This is a genomic window from Runella sp. CRIBMP (assembly GCF_009905605.1).
Taxonomy (GTDB): Bacteria; Bacteroidota; Bacteroidia; order Cytophagales; family Spirosomataceae; genus Runella.
This window is the reverse complement of record NZ_JAAAKZ010000030.1, coordinates 20617-43252: the sequence shown is the minus strand read 5'-3', so window position 1 is coordinate 43252 and position 22636 is coordinate 20617. Positions and strand designations below refer to the sequence as shown.

Below are 22636 nucleotides of genomic sequence, written 5' to 3'. Positions count from 1 at the left end.
TTGGCGTGTAAGTGAAGCTGCTGTCGGATGAATTGTAAACCACCGTACCGTTGGTCGGATTAGTGATTCTGGTCACCGAAGCAAACTTGTCGCCTTGAGGGTCAAAGTCATTTCCCAACACCCGTATTTTCACTGGTACGCCTACTTGCGTTTGCGTTGCATCGTCATTGGCTACTACACTATTCTTGGTTACCAAAGGTATGATGTCTATCCTAACTGTGGCCGTATCGCACAAGCCTATGCTGCTGCACACTATGTAGCAGAATGTGTCCGTTCCTACGAAGTTGGTCGTTGGGGTGTAGACATAGTTACCGTTGGTCTGCATCACCACTGTGCCATGTTGCGGCGGACAGATTATCGGAATAACAGGGTTGACCGTCAGCGGTAATCCTTGCGGGTCGTCGTCATTGGTCAACACGTTGCCCGATACTGGGGTGTTGATTGGCGTATTGTTGAAATCATCAGTAGCTACCGGTGGACGAGCGGCAACATTGATAAATAAAAATGCATCATCACACAAACCCGTAGGATCACAAACTCTGTAAGGAATAGTAACAACCCCTACAAAATTTAAAGCCGGGGTAAAAGTAAATGAACCATTGCCTGTCGTGTCCCACACGATAACCCCTTGAGTGACCAAAGGTGCCGCCAACGGATCGAACGACAACTCGGCCAACGTATTGTCAGGGTCAGAATCATTGGGGGCGACCGTACCGCTGACGGGCGTATTGAACGGGGTCGTATAGTTATCGTCAACGGCTACCGGCGGCTGACAATTCGGTATAATCAAAGTACCAGAGGCGGTGGCTGTACAATTATTGGCATCGGTTACGGTTACTGTATAAGTGCCCGATGACAAACCACTTAAATCTTTGGTTGTAATACCTCCAGGAGACCACGAGTAGGTATATGGTCCCACCCCGCCTGTCACTACTGAAAATACTTTACCATCAATTGCCTGGCAACTCCGATTTTCAACTAATACACTAACGGTGAGCGCAGGAGCACTGCTAACGGTAGCAGATATGCTACTGCTGCAACCCTGCGCATCAGTCACGATAACAGTATATGCACCTGATAATAAGTTTGATGGATCTTGGACGTTTCCGATGGCGGTTGGGCCAGTCCATACGTAAGAGAATGGAGCAACTCCATTTTGTATAATTAAATCTATTGAACCCTTATTGACACTGCACGAAGAGTTATTCGAGACGTTGGCAAACAGCTCAATTTCATTTGCAGGTTCAGTAATAACGACAGACGCGGTAACCGTACATCCATTGGCGTCTGTCACGAATACATTGTATGTGCCTGCCTGTAATCCCGTTGCGGTCGCTGTCATCGCTCCATTGGACCAATTATACGTGTAAGGGGCCGTTCCACCACTAGCCGTAACGGTTGCTTCACCGTTGCTCCCTCCTTTACAGCTTACGCTTTTTGTTTGGGCAGCCGAGGCAGTTAAAAGAGCAGGTTGAGTAACGGGGCTTGCCGTTAATGTTTTTACACAACCAATAGCATCCGAAACAGTAACTGAATAAGTACCTGCTGACAAACCAGAAATATCTTCTGTAGTAGCACCATTTGACCAGCTAAACGTAACGGGTGCAACGCCACCAGTAACGATGAGGTTTACCCTACCGTTGTTATTACCAAAACAACTGATAGAAGTAGTTATCGACGAAAGCGAAAGATTAGAGGTATTGTTGACGGTAAAGGTTTTAGAAACTTTACATCCGGTATTATCTGTGACTTCTAAGGTATAATTACCCGCTATTAAATTGGTACGATCTTTTGAAGTCGGCCCATCTATCCATTTATAAGTGTAAGGAGCGGAGCCGCCCGTTACTGATACTGTGATAGCTCCCGTTGCACTTCCAGAACAAAGGGCGTTGGTAATGGCCCCCGTTATGATGATTTGGATGGGTTGTCCAACCGAGGTTTGGAATACTGCCTTACATGCGTTTGCGTCGGTCACTGTCACCGAATAATCTCCTGCTGGCAAATTAAACAGGTTTTGGCTTGTCGAACCAGTACTCCACAGATAGGTGTAAGTAGGTGTGCCACCACCGTTTGTAATAGAAATCTCGCCAGTGGATGCACCAAAACAATCCGCATCAGTAGGCGTTATGGTCGCAGATATTGGAGCAGTGGGTCCAGAAATAGTAAATATGTTTGAGGTAACCGAACAGCCATTGGCATCGGTTACCACTACATTATAGTTTCCAGGATTCAGCCCACTGATATCTTGGGTACTTGCACCAGTATTCCATCCATATGTATAAGGTGGCGTACCGCCAGTAGCCGTGATATCTATACTTCCATTTGCATCCCCAAAACACAACACATTGGTTATGGAAACAGGAACTACCGCAATCAAAGAAGAAGGCTGGGTAATCACCATGTTCACCAGTGGGAAGGTACAGCCCTTGGCATCAGTAATGGTAACATTATACGTACCCGCCGGGCGATTAATAATATCTTTTGTAGTTGCGGTGAAGCTATTTGGACCGGTCCAAGCGTATGTATAGGGAGCTGTACCGCCGATTACGGTCAATATAATTTGGCCATTTGTGCCATTTCGACAACTTACATTGGAAATAACCGGAGAGGCACTTAAAGCGGCACTTGGCTGCGTGATGACGATGGTTTGCGTGGCAGTACAGCCGTTGTTATCGGTAACTGTTACTTGGTAAGTACCTGCTCCTATCGAGGATTGGTCTTGGATATTGCCCGAAAAGGGAATTGAGTTACGAGTCCATACGTAATTGTAAGGTGCAGTACCACCCGATACGCTCAAGTTTATACTTCCTGTTAAACCTCCGAAGCAAGCAACATCCGTTTTAACATTATCAAGCACAATCCCCGCAGGCTGCGTTATGGTAGCTGTTGTAGCACTTACACATCCCGTAGCATCCGTCACGGTTACACTGTACGTTCCAGCAGCTAATCCCGTTCTATCTTTGGTAGTAGCTCCATCGGCCCACAAGTAGGTATAAGGAGCCGTTCCGCCTGTTACAGTCAGGGTTATAGTTCCCGTGCTTGTACCGTTACATGTTACATCTGTCTTGGTGTTTGTCACAGCCGGTCCGTTTGTACTTATGACAGCAACGGTTGAAGTCTGAAAGCAACCTTTTGAATCCGTGACAATTAGGGTATAGCTACCGCTGCTCAAATTGGTCAAGTCTTCGGTTGTGGCTCCATTATTCCAATCGAAATCATAAGCGGGCGTTCCGCCAGTCACTGTAATGTTAATTGCTCCGTTTGATTGGTTACAGGTAGCATTCGTAACCGACGCAGTGGTCAGGACGGGGTTATCTTCTACCGTAACGTTGACGGTAGCCGTAGCCTGACAGCCCGAAGCATCCGTAACGACAACCGTATAAGTACCATTGTGTATTGCGGCATTGGCATTTAGTATGGTGGGGTTGGGGCTGGATGACGTAAAACCGCTTGGCCCCGTCCAAGAATATGAAACCCCACCAGTAGCCTGCAAACTGATTGTTCTGTCTTTACAAACGGGCAGTACAACAAAAGCCTGCGCGGTTGGCTGAATTACATCAACATCGATGCAGGTCTGGGCACTTTCGTTACAATCATTCACCGCCACAACACACACTTGGTAAGTTCCAGGCGTAACTCCCGTCCAATTAACCGTGATTTCCGGCGTACCTTGTCCTGATGTTATGACTGCCCCAGGAGGAACCGTCCAGGTGTAGGATATATTGGCGGGGTTAGGAGCAACTGAGAAAACCTCAGCGACACTACTGCGGCAAATATCAATCGGGTCACAATTGCTGGGAGTATTCAAAACAATATTTCCACTCGAAACCGTACAGCCCTTTGAGTCGATAACGGTCAGATTATACGTACCGGCAGTTAAACCTGTTCGGCTACTGGTATTATTGGTTCCAGCTAAGTCCGCCCAGTCATAGATATAAGGGGCTGTTCCTCCGGTTACCGTAGGTGTTATGCTTCCTGCGGCAAAACATTGTGGTTGAACGGTCGATTGGCTAACTACTAAAGCTGCGGAAGGCTGCGTAATTGTAAAATTAACGGTCTCCTCACAACCGCCATTATCACGAACAGTTATGATATAAGTGCCAGCAGTTAAGTTAGAAAACGTACCAGAACCACCAAAAGCCCCACTTCCTAATTTGTAAGTATATGGCGCAAGACCATTTGAGCCTACTACAGTTACTGAACCGGTAGATGCACCAAAGCAATTTATATTAGTTTGTGATACCACAGAGGCAGTGATACTGCCACAAAACAACGTAAGCGCCGCTGAGCGTTTGAATCGAGCGCAATCATTAGAACTATGCGTGACTACCACGTAATAAGTACTTCCGTATAGCCCCGTACTGTTTGTTATATTGAGCGTAGCCGTTGTTACTCCGCTATACACTCCCGTGTTTGTCAGCGCCGTTCCTCCGGCATCAGGGTCACCCAAATACCATTGGTAAAGTAAGCCAGCGTTGGAGTTGCCTGCTGTACCGTAGCTGGGCGTACCGCTACTGTAGGAGGTGGCGTTGTCACCGCGAGCAGAAATACTGAAGGTGGCCGGTGCAGCCGCAGCCACCGATTGATTGCTCGGGTTGGTCAAAATAACAACCCTCGTAGCCACCTGACTGCCTCCAACGGTTTGACCACCACCCGCAATTGTTGGAACACCATTTGAACCAACTCCTCCCGTTAGCCGGCCATTGGCATCTACACTTGTAAAAGCTCCTCCGCCTTCAATGGCATCGAAGCATCCATCTCCGTCAGAATCGTTATCCAATGAATTATTTAAGCCATCTCCGTCTATGTTGCCAGTGCCCTCCACGGTATCCAATATGCCGTCGTTATCATCGTCTAAATCGCACGCGTCCGAAATATTATCCCCGTCGGAGTCGGGTAAACTACCGACCACAAGGGGGTTGGGGGTGAGCGTCGTTTGGTTCGTGATATTATTTGCGTCTCGTATCTGCACCGTATAGTTTCCGGCAGTAAGGCTGTTAAATACATTACTGCTCTGCCAAGCACCAGTGTTGACTCGGTACTGGTACGTACCGCTTCCGCCAGTTGGGTTAGATACAGTTATTGAACCATTGGCCACACCGATACAGGCATCTGTTTTACTGGCTGTTCCACCCACTGGTGGAAGCGAGTAGTTTACAATAAGTTGAGGACGGTTATTCGCATCAGCTGCATCGTCGCTGTACATGTAGTACCATGATTCTTCTTTGTCACCTACAAGAGTAGCAGGTACTATACCCAAACCATGATTGGGCGATGTACCATTGTACCACTCCTGAACTAACGTTGTAATGGTGATATTATAAACCGTACCCGCAGCATCAGGCGCACCAGCCGTTAGTGTGCCATAGTTGGTAGCGGCGTAACTCCCTCCAGTCCAGCTGCCAGTTCCGGGACTATTCCAAGTAGATGACCCTGACTGAGCTGCATTACAGACCGTACCTTCTACCCAATCAGTGGTAACCCTTCTGATGATTGACGTGAACGCTGAACCTGCCTCGTTATCCCATCCTGTACCATTTGGTGCGTGTACCATTCTGAGGGTTGCCGAGGTGATGGTTGCCCCCGCAGGAATAGTCGACAAATCAAATTGAATGAGGGCGTTTTGCTGGTAATTGGTAGCATTATCTGGACCAATACCCTGGCATGAGCCGTAGTTGCGGGTATTGGCTGCTTTATAAAGCAGCGTTGATTTGGTTGAAGGAATGGTCGCAGTCTGGGCATGGACAACCGCTACACCGCCCCAAAACAGGCATAAAACAACTGTGATACGCGACAAATAACAATAAATCCTCGAAGACTTATCTTTTATTTGTTTAGTTACGTAGGTACATATCGCTTCCATATTATTTTTTTTAATTCGATTAAAACATAAACTGCTTTATTGTTGATCAGTAAATGGGCACCCCTTTTTTGATGAGTCCATTTACTGTGTATTCAATCTTATTTTTTCTCCAATTCAGAACAGTGGGAGTATTCAGTAGTTCTAAGTTGGGCTTGTCATCAGTCATCACATCAACATCTCCTAACTCATACCCTGTTATTGGGGCATAATCAGCCGCTGAAAAGTGATCGTTCAACAAAAGCTCATTGTATCTTAAGTTTTGGCTGAGAGCCTCTTTAATATTTAGTGAGCCTGGAGTTCCGTAGATCAACAAATCCGCAGAGATGGACTTACTTTCATTCTTAACAGCAAACATTTTGTAACCAATGGATTCAAATGTTTTGATAACCGAACGAGGAGCACGTGAAAGTGTGGGGTCATCTGTATCTAGTTGACCCTGAAAATTCACAATAACCAAAGCATCGTCATTTAATGCAGTCTTTAACTCCCTTAACCCTTCTTGGGTAAACATGTGGGAGGGCTGTACCTCCCCATTTACAATATCTAAAATGACTACATCGTATTTTTTAGCAGTATTTCGAATGTAATGACGTGCATCATCAATGATTAGATTAGAAGAGGTTGGGTCGTATCCAAACCATTGCTCAGCGATAAACGGAATCCGTTCGTCCAATTCCACAATATCAAGCTCAAAACCCAGTTTAATCAAGTTATAAGCAATACTTCCACCACCCATTCCCAATAGCAAAGCCTTACTTTTTGCCGGTTTTATCCCCGCCAAAGCCGTCACTTTATGGGGGTATCTCCATACTGAAAATGGCTGGATGCCCACATTAGTAAAAGTTTGGTCTACTCCATTGAGCAGCAACTGCCGTGTGTTAACTTGTCGGCCGTCTCGTGCAAAACCTTTATGATCTACAACTGTCCATTCTCCCAATATACCACTTGACTGATACTGTATTGTGATAGCGGGGTCACCGGTAGGTTTGCTATAGACAAACGGAACGAAAAGAACAAAAAGGCCAAAGGTGAGAGCGGCCTGTGTTTTTTGTTTTCGACTTAGCATACCGATTGCCGAAATGATTATCAGCACGAGTCCTGTAAAAGTTGCAGTGGTTTGGATGCCTAGTTCGGGGATTAACACAAACCCCGCAAGAAACGTAGCAAGTATGCCCCCGACTGTTGAAATGGCGTAGATTGTACCAGCCGTTTGCCCTGCATTTTCCTGAGATTGATTAATGAGCTGTATAATGATGGGAGAAACCATCCCCATGCAAAAAATGGGAGGCAATAGGTAGATTGAAACCGAAATTAGTGAGCCGATACGCACCCCAAAGTCAGTTGTAGCCATCATGATAGTTGGCGCAATTCTGGGGGCAATTATTGTTAATATTGCCCCAACAGCAAGTACAACAAAGAGTGGGCTTTTATCTTTATATTTATTAGAAACACTACCTCCAATAAAATATCCGCTGGAAAGCGCAATGAGCGTAACACCCAATACAGACGCCCAAACATACATCGAGGTTCCGTAAAATGGGGCTACAATCTTTGCACCCAGTAACTCTATAACCATAACAGCTGCCCCCTCCACAAAAGATACTATCAAGAATAGATTCCTTTGGCCAGGGGGTAGCACATTATCTTTACGTGCAGTACTGGATTTAATATTCAGTTTGTCTTTCATTAGAAATATTTTTTATTTTTTTCCTTTCTACCTAGTTAAACCCAGTGGCAGACAATCCGTCGGTGTCCTTGTAGGCACCTCTTTTTGGAATGCCTTTGCCTTATTCGAGCCGTTCAAAATGTTAGTTATTATTTATTGTTACTGGCTTGACCGGTGAAGGATTTATGGCAGTAAGTGTCACTGAAGTACTTGCCGTGCAGCCAACGGCATCCGTCACGGTTACGTTATAAGTTCCAGCAGAAAGGCCTGATTGGTCCTGAGCTGTTGGTATAAGACCTGTCCCATTTGAGGTTGTCCAATTGTAGGTAAATGGTGCGGTGCCACCGTTTACTACCAAATCAATTACTCCATTTTCGCCCAAAGGTGCATTAGAGCCAGGCGGGCAAGTCGGGTTTGTCACATTGGTAGTCAATACCATTGTGGCGACGTTTGTTAAAGTGATGGTAGCAATAAAAGTACAGTTTCTGGCATCGGTGATAGTGACCTGATAATTTCCCGAGGCCAAGCCAGTGATGGTAGCGGTTCCGTCGCCGGTTGGCGTACCGTTCCAGTCGTAGGTATAAGGAGCCGTACCACCCGATACCGTCGCCGTCACGCTTCCGTTGGTGGCTCCGCAGGTTGGCTCAGTTTTTGACAAAGAAGCCGTAAGGGCGGCAGAAGGCTGCGTAACGAAAATGTTGGTTACTGTTCCCGTACAGCTTCTTGAGTCAGTGATGATTACGCTATATGTGCCTGCGGGGATATTGGTACGGTCTTTGGTAGAGGCGCCGTCGTTCCATTGATAGGTATAGGGGGCGGTTCCGCCAGTGACTGCCAGTGTGATACCACCCGTAGATTGACCAAAACAAGGCACATTTGTTACGGTTGGTGTTGCACTGATTGCTGCGGGTTGGGTTACGCTGATGCTGTTTGCGTTAGCGGTACATCCTTGGGCATCGGTGACAGTCACGCTATAGTTACCAGCCGTTAGACCACTGCGGTTTTGGGTGGTTATGCCTCCGCCCCAATTGTAGGTATAGCCTGGCGTACCACCCGATACCGCCAAACTGATAGAACCCGTAGCACCGCCATTACAAGCCACTGGAGTGACTGTTGGGGTAATGACAATGGCAGGATACGTACCCACGATAGCCGTAAAAGTATTGGCACAGCCAGTAGAAGAGGTAATCGTAACGGTGTAGGTGCCAGTCGCAAGACCAGATATAGTGGTGCCTGAGCCTGAGCCCGAACCGCCACCAGAGCGAGTCCATGTATAAGTATAGGGGGCAGTGCCGCCCGTAACAGTCATATCAATAACCCCAGTATTGGTAGCACCAGGACACAACGGTGTTACCGACGAAGTAACCGATTGAGTACAGGGCTGAATAGTGATAGGCGTGGCAGTGGAAGTTTGCCTACCGCAGGCGTCAGACACTGTGACGGTAATCATACAGGAAGTAACACTACCCACATTGGGAGGGGTAAATGTTGTACTGGCCGCCGAGGCATTGGCAAAAGTACCTCCGCAGCTACTCGTCCATTGATAAGTAAGCGGAGATGATACAGGAGAGGTAGCCGTAACGCTGACGGCATAGCCAACCCCTATTGACATGGTTGTAGGAACATTTGCCACACTGATAAAAGGCACTTTATCGACAGAAGACAAAAGGCTAAAATTAAAAAAGGCACGAATAGCAGCTACGCTGGCCGTACCACCTGCTTTTTTGATGTCATGACCCGCTTCGTACATCACGTAGCCAGAAGTATTCAGGCCAAAACCACGGCCGAAAACAATCACAGCTGCTGGCCCAGGCGACAACCCTGGTACATTGGATTGGCTAGGGTCGAAAGCAATGACCTGGGTCGAAGGCCGCCAGCCTCCCCCTGCTTTGGGCAGATAGATTTGTTCGGCACCTCCGGGATGGGCTGCATCTGTCGAACCCATGTATTGCGAAGCAGGACTACTTGGGTTAAGACGAGTATAAGGAGGGCTTCCATCACTGTGTGAACCAGAAAACACCAAGGCATTGCCAATAGGGCCTACGTTCGTGGCCAAAAAGTTAGTTTGCAAACTTCCATTGTTCATGTTTTCTAATTCCGAAACGGCTTTGCAACCCGCCCAAATCGCCCCAAACTGCGTACGGTTCCAGTTGTAGAGGTTGCTATGGGTACTCCATGTGGGGTCGGCGTGGGGCATCACAAAAATATCATCGCAAACTCCCAATGCTTGGGGATTTTTATAGTTGTAAGCTGAGGCTGGAATTCCCGCCTGACTGAAGAAGCCTGTGGCAATTGCTCCATTCTGGTCGTCCAACGTCCAGCGGGGCGCGGAATTGAGCGTATAAGTTACGTTCACCGTCAACGGGCTCGTCGTGGTTATCCCCGAAACGCCATAGCTGCTAATTTTGCCATTCACCGATGCGTTTCGGAAAGGGGCTGGAATGATGAACGTCCCGCCTCTAAAATCTACACCTTGGTGGCTAAAGTCTATGCCATCAATGCCTTTGGTTTGGCTGATGACCCATTTGACAGGAATTTTGTTGTTTTTCAACAAATCGTATATCAACCCGTAAGGCCTCAAAGCGTTAGTTTGAGTTTGCGGGGTAATCCCCATGTTGATGATGTACGAGCCCGCAGGAAAGGTTTCGGTCTGTGCATAAGACCTCAATATTCCCGTCAGCATACACAACAAAGAAAGGATTGTTGTCAATAAATATTTAGAGAGACGGAAGCGGTAAAAAACAACCATACAATTTGAGAATAAATTTGTTCGGATAAACTAAGAACTACTTAGTCATTTTGTAACAAGAACTAATCCGACGATTTAGCCAAATCGTTATACTGTTTACCGGTTTTGTTTTTTTGTAATACACGGAGAAGCTTATTCCGACGAGGGGAAAAAAGGCAAAGGTAAAAGTGGCTAATTTGCGGCCTTGGAACAGGTCATCAAAAGACAAAACAGCGCCAAAAGAAAGGATGCTCTCCCTTCTTGAAGGCAAAAATGGGGGAATGGCGACAGAAAAAAGCCGCGTTTCCTTGCACAATTTTCATGCCATATTGAAAAAAATAGGCATCTAAAACCTGATGGCGATAGCAAATTTTCAAAATAGCAGGAAGAAAACCATTAAGTGAAGTAAGCCACGAAAACATCAATGAGAAACATTGCCCCAGGTTTCGGAAACCGATAGCTGCTTGATGAGTGGTTGGTTGGAATGGGGATTGTCGGTTACTATTTTACCAATGTGTAGGTACATCATGTTGGGTATTATTTCTTGGGTCCCCGGGTTTTTACTCGGCAGGTGTATTGTATCAAAATACGTTTCTAAAGCATATTCTTTTGGTTTTGGGATTCGGTTCATACCGTACCATCGAACGACCCTGACGGTGGCGTTGGGGGTAAAATACGCAGCAAGCTGTTGCTTAATTTGGTGGCGTTGAAGCGTATCTTTGTTTTGAGCCAACGAGTTGAGTAGTCCTCCCACTATTTTTATAGGAGCTGCCACAGAATCAGGCTGCGATTCTATTATAATGCTGGAAGTACTGTCTTTGCAAGATCTAATTTCCAAAACCGGCGTTTGGCTAATCGGTATGTTGTTGAAGTACCTTTTTAAATAGGAAGACGAGTAAGCATGAAACTGCTGAAAAGAAACATGCTTCAAAGCACTCGAATCCAGCGGCATAAGCATCCGCTCAAAAGCACGCACAAGCGACTCCGTAAACAAAGACGCACTGTGGTTTTTATTGACCCAAGAAGGCTCATAAGGCAGCGAACTTCCCATTTTAACGATGCCACATTGTCCTAAAAACAGTTTTTGAACTACCTGCTGACGATACGCTATCGAAGTCCCCAGCGTGTCGGGTACTCGTTGTGACGAATGAATGCTTTGCGCACTATATTCCGATAAAATCAAACCCAAATGCAGTTTTTGGGCTTTTTGTTTAGTTTCCAACCACCCCGCCACTTCATCTACCAAAAGCCCTTTGGCAGGGTTGTCTCGTAGTTTCCAGTTGGCAAAAAAGCCCTTATTATGGGAGGGGGGGAGTCCATAGCCAGCATAATACACCACTACGATGTCTTTTGCGCCAGTCGGAAGCGAATCAATCGCCTGTTGAAGGTCAATGGCGGTAAATTTTTGCTTTGATAGGTGCATTACCTCCATTTTATAGTCCAACCCCCACTTTACGATGTCTAAAATTTGAAGCATATCTGCTTCGTTACGCAGTTGTGGTAAGCCAAATTTACTATCTTCGTTTTCGATCACAAACAATACGTGCAGTTTTTGGGCATGGAGGGATAGGGCCATAAACAAAGCCCCCAAAAGCGTCAATACGTATTTCATGCGTTTACCGTTAGTATTCTCGTTTCGATGCAATTGGTTGGGATAAACAGAAACTGATTAGCCGTTCTCTTACAAGAATTACTCCGACGATTTAGCCAAATTGTCATACTATTTATCATTTTGGGTTTTCTGCTTCAGAAGTGAGCGTTTAGCAAGTTGAAAACGAGATAGACTGAAACGCCGACTTAAGCCTCCAAAATCAATTTAAAACAAGTGCCTTTGCCGACTTCGCTCTCGATGGTCAAAAGGGTCTTTTGTTTCTGCACAAAATCATGAATCAATATCATGCCCAACCCCAGGCCGTGTATTCCTACTTCGGGTTTGATTTTCCCCGCAAACACTTGTTGCAGATAGCGCAGCTGGTCGGGGGCAATGCCATTGCCAGTATCAGCGACGATGAGTGTAGACTTATAAGATGATTCATTATTGGCTACTGACGGGGGGCTGATACGTAATGTAATCTTACCATCGGCAGGCGTGTTTTTAAGGGCGTTGTCGAGTAGATTACGCACCACCATCATCAAACCACCAGGCGCCGTCGTGAGCCATAGATGGGCAGGCAGTTCTGTTGTCAATGTGATTTTTTTTGCTTCCGCAAAAGGGAAGTAATTTTGGTACAACTCTTGGAAAAGGGGGACTACATCCATTTTTTGTTGGGGTTCGTCCACACCCTGCGTAAAATACTGACTCTTCCCCCATTCAAACAGGTTGTTAAGGAGCAGTTGGTTTTTTTGTCTCATGCGCTCTATTTGCTGGATGACTTTATCCAATTCCTGTTTTTTCCCTTCGCGGATGAGATGATGCAACAATACCCCCATGTCATTGAGGTTGTTCATAGGCGAGCGCAAATCGTGGGCAATGATGGTGTAGAATTTATCACGACCCTGTTGCAGCTCCAACAGTTTGGTATTTGTTTTCCGAAGTTTCATGGAAATAAAGAGAATGGTTCCAATCAGTCCTAAAGCGACCAGCAAACCGCCAAACAAAAGTTGTTTTTGAGATTCGGCCATTTGGAGGATACGTTCTTTTTTTTGAACTTCTATCTGACTTTGGAGCAGTTTGGTTTTGCTTTCATTCGCTTGGTTTTCTAAGGCAAGGTTTCTTAAAGTGGCCTCGCGTTTTTCGGCATCGTATTGCGCTTTAAGCAGTTTATTTCGGCTTTCGGCTACCTGCTTTTCTAAGGAAATCCGTTTAAGTTCGGCTTCTTTTTCGGTAAAAGAATATTTCTCTTTGAGGTGAAACATGGCCAGAAGCCGATCATTCTTAACAATGATTTCATTCAAACGGTCATACTCCTCATCGGCTTTTACTCCTGCTTCCCAGTTGCCAACATTATAATAAGCGGTCTTCAATAACTTGTTAATGTTGCGTTGTCTCCTCAAATTGGTAGGAGCGTACGTCTTAATCTCTTTATTTGCTTTTTCTAAAACCACTATCGCATCCTTATATTTTTTTACCCGAATATAAGCCCTGCCTAAGTTTTGGTAATCCCTATAGTTTGCCTTAATTTTAGGATGCTGGATGGTCTGCAAGGCAACAGTAAGTGCCTTATCATATTTATTCAGATTTACATACCCTTGGTGATAGTTATGATAAATATCACGCCGCATAGACTCACAGTAAGGGTGTTTGTCAATCATTTCAATAGCTTGGTTGAAAGCATCCGACAGTTGAGATTCGGTGGGTTGTTTCTCAAAATAAGGGTCAGCCGACACGACTGATACATAATAGAAGTATTTGTCTATGGGATTGCTTGATTTTGTGGAGAGAGTAATCAGTTTGTTGAAATATTGTTTTGTTAAGTCCGTATAGATTTCTTCCCAAACAGTTAATCGTAATTGACGATAGCAATAGAGCATGCCTGTGGTATCCTTATTTTTAGCAAAAATCTTTTCTGCTTTTACCAAATAATAGTAAGCAAGTGAATCTTCCTTCTCGTAAGAATAATGCCGCCCCAGTATAAAATAGGTCATAGCTAAACCCATTTGCAATTTTTGTTTAGCCACCATCGGTACGATTTGCTTAGTATTCTGAATGTCTATGGGTTCATCCCAGTTTTGTTTTCTCAACTCAGCCGCAATCAATACATGCAGGGCTCCAGGATTGATGCTTCCTTCTGTGTTTTTTAAACTGACCGGATTGGATGCGGCGATAAGGTAATCCTGAAAAGTCGAAAAGGGTTTATTTTGGGTATGCCCCAACCTAACAACCCAAACTGAAAGAATGAAAAGGATAAAGTATTTCATACGTTGAATGCCGAATGAAGGGTGAATACACTTTTGTATTTAGTTTAAGGTTTCCAAACGATGCTAAAACTGGATCCCACACCTAATTCACTCTTTATGTGAAGATTAACCTTATTTTTTTGGGTAAAATTATAAACCAATATCATGCCCAGCCCCAGTCCGTTTACCCCTACTTCGGGTTTAATTTTTCCCGAATACACTTGTTGTAGATACCTTAGTTGCTCAGGAGCAATTCCCTCGCCCGTGTCGGCAATCATGATAGAATAATTGGGGGTACCTGCTTCACTGCTGCTGCCGCTTACCGTAATTTTCCCTCCGGAGGGGGTATGTTTCAGGGCATTGTCGAGTAGATTACGGACGGCTATTTCGAATCCTTTTTGATCGGCTTTCAGGAGCAAAGAAGAAGGCAATACCAATGCTAACGACACCCCCTTTGCTTCGGCAAAAGGAAGATAATGATTACATAACGTTTGTAAAGATGTGGCAGCATCAAATGCTTTAGACTGTGTTAGGGATTCATTGATAAAATATTGGCTTTCTCCCCATTCAAACAGGTTATTAAGGAGCAGATGCGTTTGTTGCCTCATGTTTTCCATTTGTTGGATAACTTTATCCAATTCCTGTTTTTTTCCCTCTCTGATGAGATGAAGTAGCAATGCCCCCATATCATTAAGGCTGTTTATGGGCGAGCGCAGGTCGTGGGCAATAATGGTATAGAATTTATCACGGGCTTGCTGAAGGTGTAACAATTCCAGGTTGGTTTTACGAAGCCTTATTGTGAAAAAAAGTACGATTCCAACCAATACGAGGGTCATAATTAACCCCCCAAACAAGAGGCTTTTTTGTGAGTCTGCTATTTCCTTTTCCAAAGCAAGTCTTTTGAGCTCCGCTTCCTTATCGGCAAATGAATATTTTTCCCGCAGGTGAAACAGCGCTACGCTACGGTCGTTGTCTCTAATGACACTGACTAGGCTGTCATAGGTTTCATCTGTCTGAATGCTTGCTTTCAGATTTCCTGCCTCATAATAAGCTCTTTTTAAAAAAAAATATATATTTCTTTGCCGCATGAGCGCCATTGGCCTTTCAATTTTAATTCGCTTTGCTGCTTCTTCCAGAGCTGCTATGGCTAGGTCATATTTTTTTAATGACAAATAGGCATTGCCCAAGTATTGATAATCCATAAAATCTATTTTTTTGTTTGTATGGTGCATTACCTTAAGGGCAAATTCAAGCACTTTGTCATGCCTTTGCTTACGTAAATACCCTTCCTGAATATTCTTATAAACATTGGCCCGGATGTACTCAAAATGAGGGTAAGTATCGATCATTTTGAGTGTTTTATTCAGGGTCTCTGCTATCTGACTTTCGGTTGGCTGAGGCTTAAAATAAGGATCGCACGCCATAATAAGTAAGTAGTACATGTAATTGTCAATGGGATACTTGGATTTTTGGCCAAGTGCCACGACCCTATCAAAGTAAAATTTTGGCAAATTTTTGTCTGCTCTTCTTGTATGGGAGCGCAAGAGTTTGCAACAATGAATGATTCCCGTAGTATCATTGCTTGCTGTAAAAATTTTTTCTGCCTTTGTTAAATAACTGTAAGAAAGAGAGTCGTCTTGGTCAATGGTATATTCTCTTCCAAGTATATAATAGGCCATTGCTAAACCAAGCTGTGATTTCTGTTTTGAAGCAAGCTGTATGATTTGCTTTACTTTTTCCTTTTTAATCGTGTCATACGCATTTTGTTTTCTCAACTCAATGGCAATCAACAAATGCAGATATTGGCTTGAAATAGGGTTAATGTTGCCTCCGTTTTTTTTTAAACTATCCAGACTAGACGCTGGTAGGAGATAGTCACGAAAGGTTTTAAAGGATTTATTTTGGGTGTATCCTACCCCGGCAAACCAAATCATAAAGGCAAAAAAAATAGGGTATTTCATAAAATCATCATTTTTTTAGCCCCCAAAACCGAACGAAAACATGGTCTTATATCTACTTCGTTGATTATATGTAGGCTGGCATTGTTTTACTGCATTTTCCCAAAATACCTGCGGGGTATTTTCTGGTAGTATCAAGCATGTTTCGTAGAACTGCAACAAATGTTAGGATCAGCCCTGAGTTCTAACACGTCGGGTATTTGTAGAGACATCACTGTTCTTTTGGCTTCGGCCCACGCTTTGTGGTTTTATTACTCATTAAAAAGCAAATAGCAGACTGTTAATGAGTATAGAGGCTTTTTATGGTTTCGAAATATTACCCAAATTGGGCACTTACCCCCTAGCGACTGTATTGGAGTCATATCTGTTCGTGAAGAAAACTGTATTGAATGGTTTCCATGAGCGTAAATAATATTTTCTAAGGCTTCAGGGGGGCTGTCAACAAATAATAATCCCTGAAAAAGTTGTAGATGCCGTTGTCTTGTCTTCGAGCAGAATATAGAAAGAGGAAATTCAAAAACAATAAAAAGCCAGTCGTTAGGCCTTTATAAAATCTTACAATATACAGTGACATAATTTTTTAATTTCTGGGTAGGGAAGAGCTTTTAATTCTTATGAGCATTGGTGAATAAGAATATTTTCAGCTAAAAAAATACTGTCCAAAGTCATTTTTGTTAAAAACATTCTCTGGACAATGGATGAGGCGAGAGAATAACAGCCCACAAAGGTATCATCAATGATGTATGAGGCAAGTAGAAGCTGATAATTATACCATAACGTTCAAGATAAAGCATAGTAGTACTGCGATGAGTATTCCAACGTTTACCCCTGAGGGTGAGCTATATAGAAGGAATGCCACAATTTTGAATTAAAATTAGTTGTTTATTTTTAATTCAAAATTGCTGGCAAATTAGCCAAAACGTTTTTTAACTTATCCAAAATGGCATTTTTATCATCGCCATAGTTTCAAACAGCCCACGGCTTTATTTTTATACCTCAAAAGCTTTGGCTAAATTGGATATTATTTAAACATAATGCATAATAAATTGTTTGAATCTGTACACAAATACAGAAAATATGCCGATCAGTGATATTGTAATCGCTATGCTGGAAGATGACCCAATTGACCAGATCAAAATAGAAATTATGCTTGCCAAGCTCATTTCTTCTCAATATAAGTACCACTTAGGGGGTACTTATACGCAATTAGAAGATCTGGTTAAGTATCTCAATAACCACAAAGTTGACTTGGTTCTATCAGATATTATGATTGACAACAAACCTATTGGCATAGAGCTTTTAAAAATACTTAGGGATACTCTCGTCCCCGTTGTACTAATGACCACCTCCCAAGACCAAAAGCTATTTTTAGAGGCACAAAAGAACCTCAGTGTTCAGTATCTGATTAAACCTTTTCATGCTATTACGCTTCAATCAGCCATTGAAAACACTTTAGAAGCGCAAAAAAAAAGTAAACAATATAATTTTATTGACAAAAACTACCTGTACTTGAGCAGCAAGTCAGGTCATCAGGAGCAGGTTTGGTTTACTGAAATTGTCTATATCGAAGCCGACGACAGCCACTGTTACATACATACGCTCTCTAAAAGGTACGTGCTAAAAAAGTCATTAACTAAGCTGTTGGGAGAAGATTTAAACGAACATTTTATTCGTATCCATCACAAATTTGCGGTCAACAGGATACATATTCAGCAATCGGAAGCCAATACACTTAAACTAGCAGGGCAAGTGGTGCTTCCAGTGGGGAAGAGTTTTAGAAAAGAGCTGAACAGCTTTCTAAAACGACATATATAACCCAAAATTATCCAGTTACCGCCAAAAATATACCATTTACCGCATTTTAATTCATTCTACTCCATATGGAATATAAAAATATACCATTTTTGGTTTTGTACACATACAGTGCATTACCTTATGGCCAGTATAAAGTCAGATTTTTGCTTAACGTACTTTAAAAGAAAACCCTTTGATGAACCCAGCGGAGCAAGGGTCAAAAACAACCTTAAATTGTTCGATTTTGGATCGGACTACACTTATTTTTTTTCAATATTACCCAAAAACAACAAAGATTTACGTGCCTTAACTGATTCACTTCAAAATATCATTGAAGGTGAGTACTGTTTAATAAGTATCTTTTATGATCACGGACGACCTTTTGTGATGGGAATTCGCACAGATTGGCTTATTAATCAGGTTGGAAATCTTTCCTCAGACTTAGATGATTTTATCCCTAAAGTGCTAAGTAACTGGAACAATCAATACAGTTTATTCACTTTGAGATACTCACTATTCCACAAAGAATATCAGCAGGCCGTCAATCCTGACTTACTGGCAAAAAGCTATTTTTTTCAGTTTATCCTTCTTTTTATAGATGATCTTTACACACAAATTTTAAGCAAAACTGCGAAGAATTTCAAGGAAATTGATTTACGAAGGATTAAAGAGGTGGAGGCGCAAATAACGTATGATTTTAAGAAATCTACTCCTTCAATCAACGAAATGGCAAAAATGGCTGGAATGAGTGTGAGTAAATTCAAAATTTTATTTTCTGAATTGTTTAGTACTAGCCCCCATCAGCACATTTTGGATAAAAAAATGATGTATGCTCAGGGATTGCTTCAAACAGGAAAATATTCTATTACGCAGGTAGCCTATCAAGTGGGGTATCACCATCCTTCAAGTTTTACGCGTGTGTTTAAGCAAAAATTCAATTATTCACCCAATACTTCCTATTTTGAAAAATGGTGAATATGATCCAACACCCTTCGACTGTTGAATTTGTGATTCCAGCCGAAAACGCCCAAACGGTAGTTACACTACTGATGTCCAATAAGATAACTTTTACTCTGACCTCTTCAACTTATAGCCAAGACTCACCCCAAACAATTGGCTCAACCTCCGAAACGGAGCAGGATACGAAGACCGACAGCACTTTTGTCTCTGTTAACTCGAAGGTCGACGCATTTGAATCTATTTGTTTAAAATACCTTACAAGTAATCTAGAGCAGTTTCCTCCCAAAGCGGATGAAATTGCGGCTGAAGTAGGGATTTCTATCGGGTCGTTTAAAAATAGATTTAAGGCTGTGTATGGAAAAACCTTTTACCAATTATTCATGGAGAAACGAATAGAGTATGCCAAAACGTTACTCTTGCAGGGTTTTAAAGCGGTTGAAATATCCCAACGATTCGGGTATTCGCAAAACATCAAATTCAACAAAGTTTTCTTGAAATATGTCGGGGTGACGCCTAAAAAATATCAGGACATTCATAATCTACAGAAAAAAAACCAGCCTGATCATCTGTAATTTGAAAACCTTTTGAAAGTGAGCTCTTCTTCTACGGAGATGAGTTTGGATAATTCTTATCTTCTAGAAGATAAACATTGAGCAAATCAGCCATTTTCTCCACACGCATCAACTCAAAATAGATTAGAATAAAATCAGGTAAAAGGTGTTCTTCTAAAGGTAGGAAACTTCCCAAAACAGATAGGTTTGATTAGAACATAATCCTAAAAAAATCTAACGCTCTCCAAAAATTTTAAATTATGATTGGGGTAACTGTCAGTTCGACGTTGAGGGTCAAGAAAGTGAAGATTTGGGTAAGTGCCGAACACGCACCAACAGTGGCTCAGTGCGGGTGCAAAGCAGTATGAAGAGATAGAGAAGGGTGAAGCTTAGTTAAAGAATTTAACCGCAAAGTGCACAAAGAACACAAAGACAATTCTTTGCGAACTTTGCGGTTGAGAGATTTTATATCGCAGGCAAAACTGGCCGCTTCGCCAATGAATCATTGATAACTTTTAGCACGTGCTCACGCTCGGCGCCAATCAACGGCAGACGCGGCTGGCGCACGTATTCTGTTCCTAAGCCCGTAGCCACTTCGGCCAATTTGATGTTTTGCACAAACTTGGTCGATACGTCTAAGTGCAGCAGCGGGTAGAACCAACGGTATATTTCGCGGGCTTCTTCAATCCGACCTTGTTTGGCCAATTCATAAATCACGACCGTTTCGCGCGGGAACGCGTCTACCAAACCAGCAATCCAGCCGTCGGCTCCCATGAGGAGACTCTCCAACGCCATATCATCTACGCCCGAAAGGATTTTAAAACGACCGCCGAGTTCGTTGATGATGTCGGTCATGTAGCGAATATCGCCCGTCGACTCTTTCATAGATTCAAAGTGGGCATTTTGGGCCAAATCTTTGAACATCGGAATAGTGACCAAGGTCTTGTAAGCCACGGGATTGTTGTAAATCATCACGGGCAAATCAGTTGCATCTGCTACGGTGTGCATATAATGCAACGTTTCGCGCTCATCGGATGGGTAGCGCATGGGGGGCAACAGCATAAAGCCGTCTGCGCCCGCACCCGCCGCTTCTTTCACGAACGAAACCGCCATGCGGGTGATGTTTTCTGCAATGCCGATGATCAACGGTACGCGGTCGGCGATAGTCTCACGGGCCGCCGTCAAAAGCTCCAGCTTTTCGGCGTAGGTCAACGTACTGTTTTCGCCCAGCGAACCGCAGATGATAATGCCGTGTACGCCAGCTTTGATTTGTTCGTCAATGTTGTAGGCAAACGTTTTGAGATCGAGGGTTTCGTCTTCAAAAAATTTTGTTGTCACGGCGGGATATACGCCTATCCAATTGGGCTTCATATGAGGAAAGTTTTGAGATTATGCAGAAACGTAAATGTTAACTAGTTTGTATGCTACAAAATTAACGTGCCTGAGCTTGCCAAACTTTTCGCCAGTTGACTGATTTTAATAGTATTTTATTCAAAAACTACATTTTATTTCTTCTAAATGGATAAAGAACTATCACTTTGCATCAATTAGTTTTTTTTAGGTAGTCGCGTGGCGGCATACCGGTTACCTGTTTAAACTGTCGATTGAAATTAGACAAATTGGCATACCCGCACGAAAAAGCAATTTGGCTGACGCTTTGCGTGGAGTCTTTCAACAACCGGCAAGCGTGCTCAATCCGCACTTCATTGAGTAGTTGGGAGAAGGTTTTACGGGTATGAACCCGCAAAAACCGACAAAATGCATGAGGCGTCAAATTGGCCACACCCGCAATGTCGTCGAGGGTAATGGCGTTGGCATAATTGGTCAGAATAAAGTTAAAAACGTTTTCTAATCGCTGATGGTCAACGGGCTTGTTCGGATTTTTGTAGGATGTTCCCGATAGACGTTCGCAGTCGGGCGTGAGCGTAAGGGTGTCAAGCGTGTTTAGCAGCAGCATTAATTGCTCAAAAGGACGGAGTTCATTTATTTTTTCTAGCCTATCGGTGAGTGAATTAGGCCCCGAAAATCGAATCCGTACCCCATGCGTGGCTTCTCGCAGCAATTCAGCAATGTGCATCAATTCGGGTGATGTGATGAAAATTTCGCCCAGAATAGATTCTTTAAAAAAGAATGAATACGCCATGACTTGACGCTGCGAATCTGGTTGAAAATAGTCCACATCGTTGAGCATCACATGCGGCACATTGGCCCCCAACAGTACTAAATCATAAGGTTGAAAACGGTCAATGCGGTCACCAACCACCAATGTTCCAGTGCCTTCCTTAATCAATGTCAACTGAAATTCGGGGTGAAAATGAAGACGCTGGTAAAAGTGTTTATCGTGATCTACCTGCACCCGAAACGAGCGGTCATCAACGGTGGGGACGCGAAAAAGCAGTGCTTTCATTTTTCGAATGAGTAAGTAACAACTACGGGAAGGTGATCGGAGGTGGTAGGCTCGTACAAGACGTGATAATCAAGCACCTTAAACGGGCTTTCTTTGTGCGTCCAAAAGTAATCAATTCGCTTACCGTTGCCTGGGTACGTGGCCCCTTCGGTGTTTGCGCCCGCGTCGTTCCAGTATTTGGTCATTGCTTCAAGGGTATGCTCATCGGCGGTGGCGTTAAAATCCCCGCCTACAATCACTGGATATAGACTATTCTGTAAATTTTCGTTAATGACCGCCGCTTGCAGGCCTCGATTCAGCGGCGACCGATGGTCGAGGTGTGTAGTGCAAAACCGAACGTATTTGTTAACGCCGAGATCCACTAAAGCGCACATCAGCAAGCGCGGCTCAGTGGAATCTGGATTGGGGAGCTTGAGCCGCTGAACTGCCTCTATCGGGCGGGTCGACAAGATGCCAAGGCCGTATTTTCCGCCCTGTAAATCAATGGTTTTACCAAAGGCCTGCTCATAGCCCGTCAACAGCGATAAGATTCGCATTTGGTTCAACTTCCCCGAGCGCGTGGCTCCGCTGTCAATTTCTTGCAAAGCTACAAAGTCGGGCTTGTGCTTTTTGATTAAATCTGCCACGCGGGTCAGGTTGGTTTTGCCCAAGTTATTTTCGCCGTGGTGAATGTTGAAGGTCATCACTTTCAACTTGATTGGGGCAGGTTTTGACTTCTGTCCATAGGTAGAAATCCCAGCATAACACCCCAGAAATAACAACAAAAAATAGTTAAAAACGCGCACAGTCCAACGGAGTTAAGGGAAACAATTGCAAACAAAGATAATCGAATCATCAATTCAAATCTGAGAAATGCCCCATTCATTCTCTTT

The 22636-nt window shown here is 43.7% G+C and carries 12 protein-coding genes; 3 read left to right on the top strand and 9 right to left on the bottom strand.

The genetic code is table 11. The annotated features are described in order from the left end of the window. From GVN20_RS28915 to GVN20_RS28890, 6 genes are all read right to left on the bottom strand, one after another. Positions 1-5797: Ig-like domain-containing protein (locus tag GVN20_RS28915; RefSeq protein WP_206023395.1), on the bottom strand; the 5797-nt coding region annotated here is incomplete at its 3' end. 112 nt (positions 5798-5909) lie between these two features. Further along, on the bottom strand, positions 5910-7550 hold the full coding sequence (locus GVN20_RS28910; protein ID WP_166561679.1) for a spermidine synthase: 1641 nt from the start codon (positions 7548-7550) through the stop codon (positions 5910-5912). Between the two features lie 121 nt (positions 7551-7671). After that, positions 7672-10278, bottom strand: coding sequence for a SprB repeat-containing protein (locus GVN20_RS28905; protein WP_166561678.1), 2607 nt, complete (start codon positions 10276-10278; stop codon positions 7672-7674). Between the two features lie 400 nt (positions 10279-10678). After that, positions 10679-11869, bottom strand: coding sequence for a hypothetical protein (locus GVN20_RS28900; RefSeq protein WP_166561677.1), 1191 nt, complete (start codon positions 11867-11869; stop codon positions 10679-10681). 185 nt (positions 11870-12054) lie between these two features. Further along, on the bottom strand, positions 12055-14115 hold the full coding sequence (locus GVN20_RS28895) for an ATP-binding protein (RefSeq protein WP_166561676.1): 2061 nt from the start codon (positions 14113-14115) through the stop codon (positions 12055-12057). Between the two features lie 44 nt (positions 14116-14159). Beyond that, positions 14160-15884: a HAMP domain-containing sensor histidine kinase gene (locus GVN20_RS28890; RefSeq protein ID WP_166561675.1), complete on the bottom strand. Its 1725-nt coding sequence runs from the start codon at positions 15882-15884 to the stop codon at positions 14160-14162. A 1245-nt stretch (positions 15885-17129) separates the two neighbouring features. Between GVN20_RS28890 and GVN20_RS28885 the strand changes: the two genes are divergently transcribed. From GVN20_RS28885 to GVN20_RS28875, 3 genes are all read left to right on the top strand, one after another. Continuing rightward, entirely contained in the window at positions 17130-17867 is a 738-nt protein-coding gene (locus GVN20_RS28885) for a LytTR family DNA-binding domain-containing protein (RefSeq protein ID WP_166561674.1), read from the top strand. Positions 17868-17987: 120 nt separating this feature from the next. Beyond that, positions 17988-18821: a helix-turn-helix transcriptional regulator gene (locus GVN20_RS28880; protein ID WP_166561673.1), complete on the top strand. Its 834-nt coding sequence runs from the start codon at positions 17988-17990 to the stop codon at positions 18819-18821. After that, complete coding sequence (locus tag GVN20_RS28875) at positions 18815-19378, top strand: AraC family transcriptional regulator (RefSeq protein WP_166561672.1); 564 nt, start codon at positions 18815-18817, stop codon at positions 19376-19378. Before GVN20_RS28880 ends, GVN20_RS28875 begins: the two co-directional genes overlap by 7 nt. A gap of 444 nt (positions 19379-19822) precedes the next feature. Here the strand turns inward: GVN20_RS28875 and GVN20_RS28870 are convergent, their stop codons facing one another. The 3 genes from GVN20_RS28870 to GVN20_RS28860 form a co-directional block, all read right to left on the bottom strand. After that, complete coding sequence (locus GVN20_RS28870; protein ID WP_166561671.1) at positions 19823-20728, bottom strand: dihydrodipicolinate synthase family protein; 906 nt, start codon at positions 20726-20728, stop codon at positions 19823-19825. Positions 20729-20900: 172 nt separating this feature from the next. Continuing rightward, complete coding sequence (locus GVN20_RS28865; protein WP_166561670.1) at positions 20901-21764, bottom strand: AraC family transcriptional regulator; 864 nt, start codon at positions 21762-21764, stop codon at positions 20901-20903. After that, a complete protein-coding gene (locus tag GVN20_RS28860; RefSeq protein ID WP_166561669.1) occupies positions 21761-22549 on the bottom strand; it encodes an endonuclease/exonuclease/phosphatase family protein in 789 nt (262 codons plus the stop codon). The genes GVN20_RS28865 and GVN20_RS28860 overlap by 4 nt, the downstream gene beginning before the upstream one ends. Positions 22550-22636 lie beyond the last annotated feature (87 nt).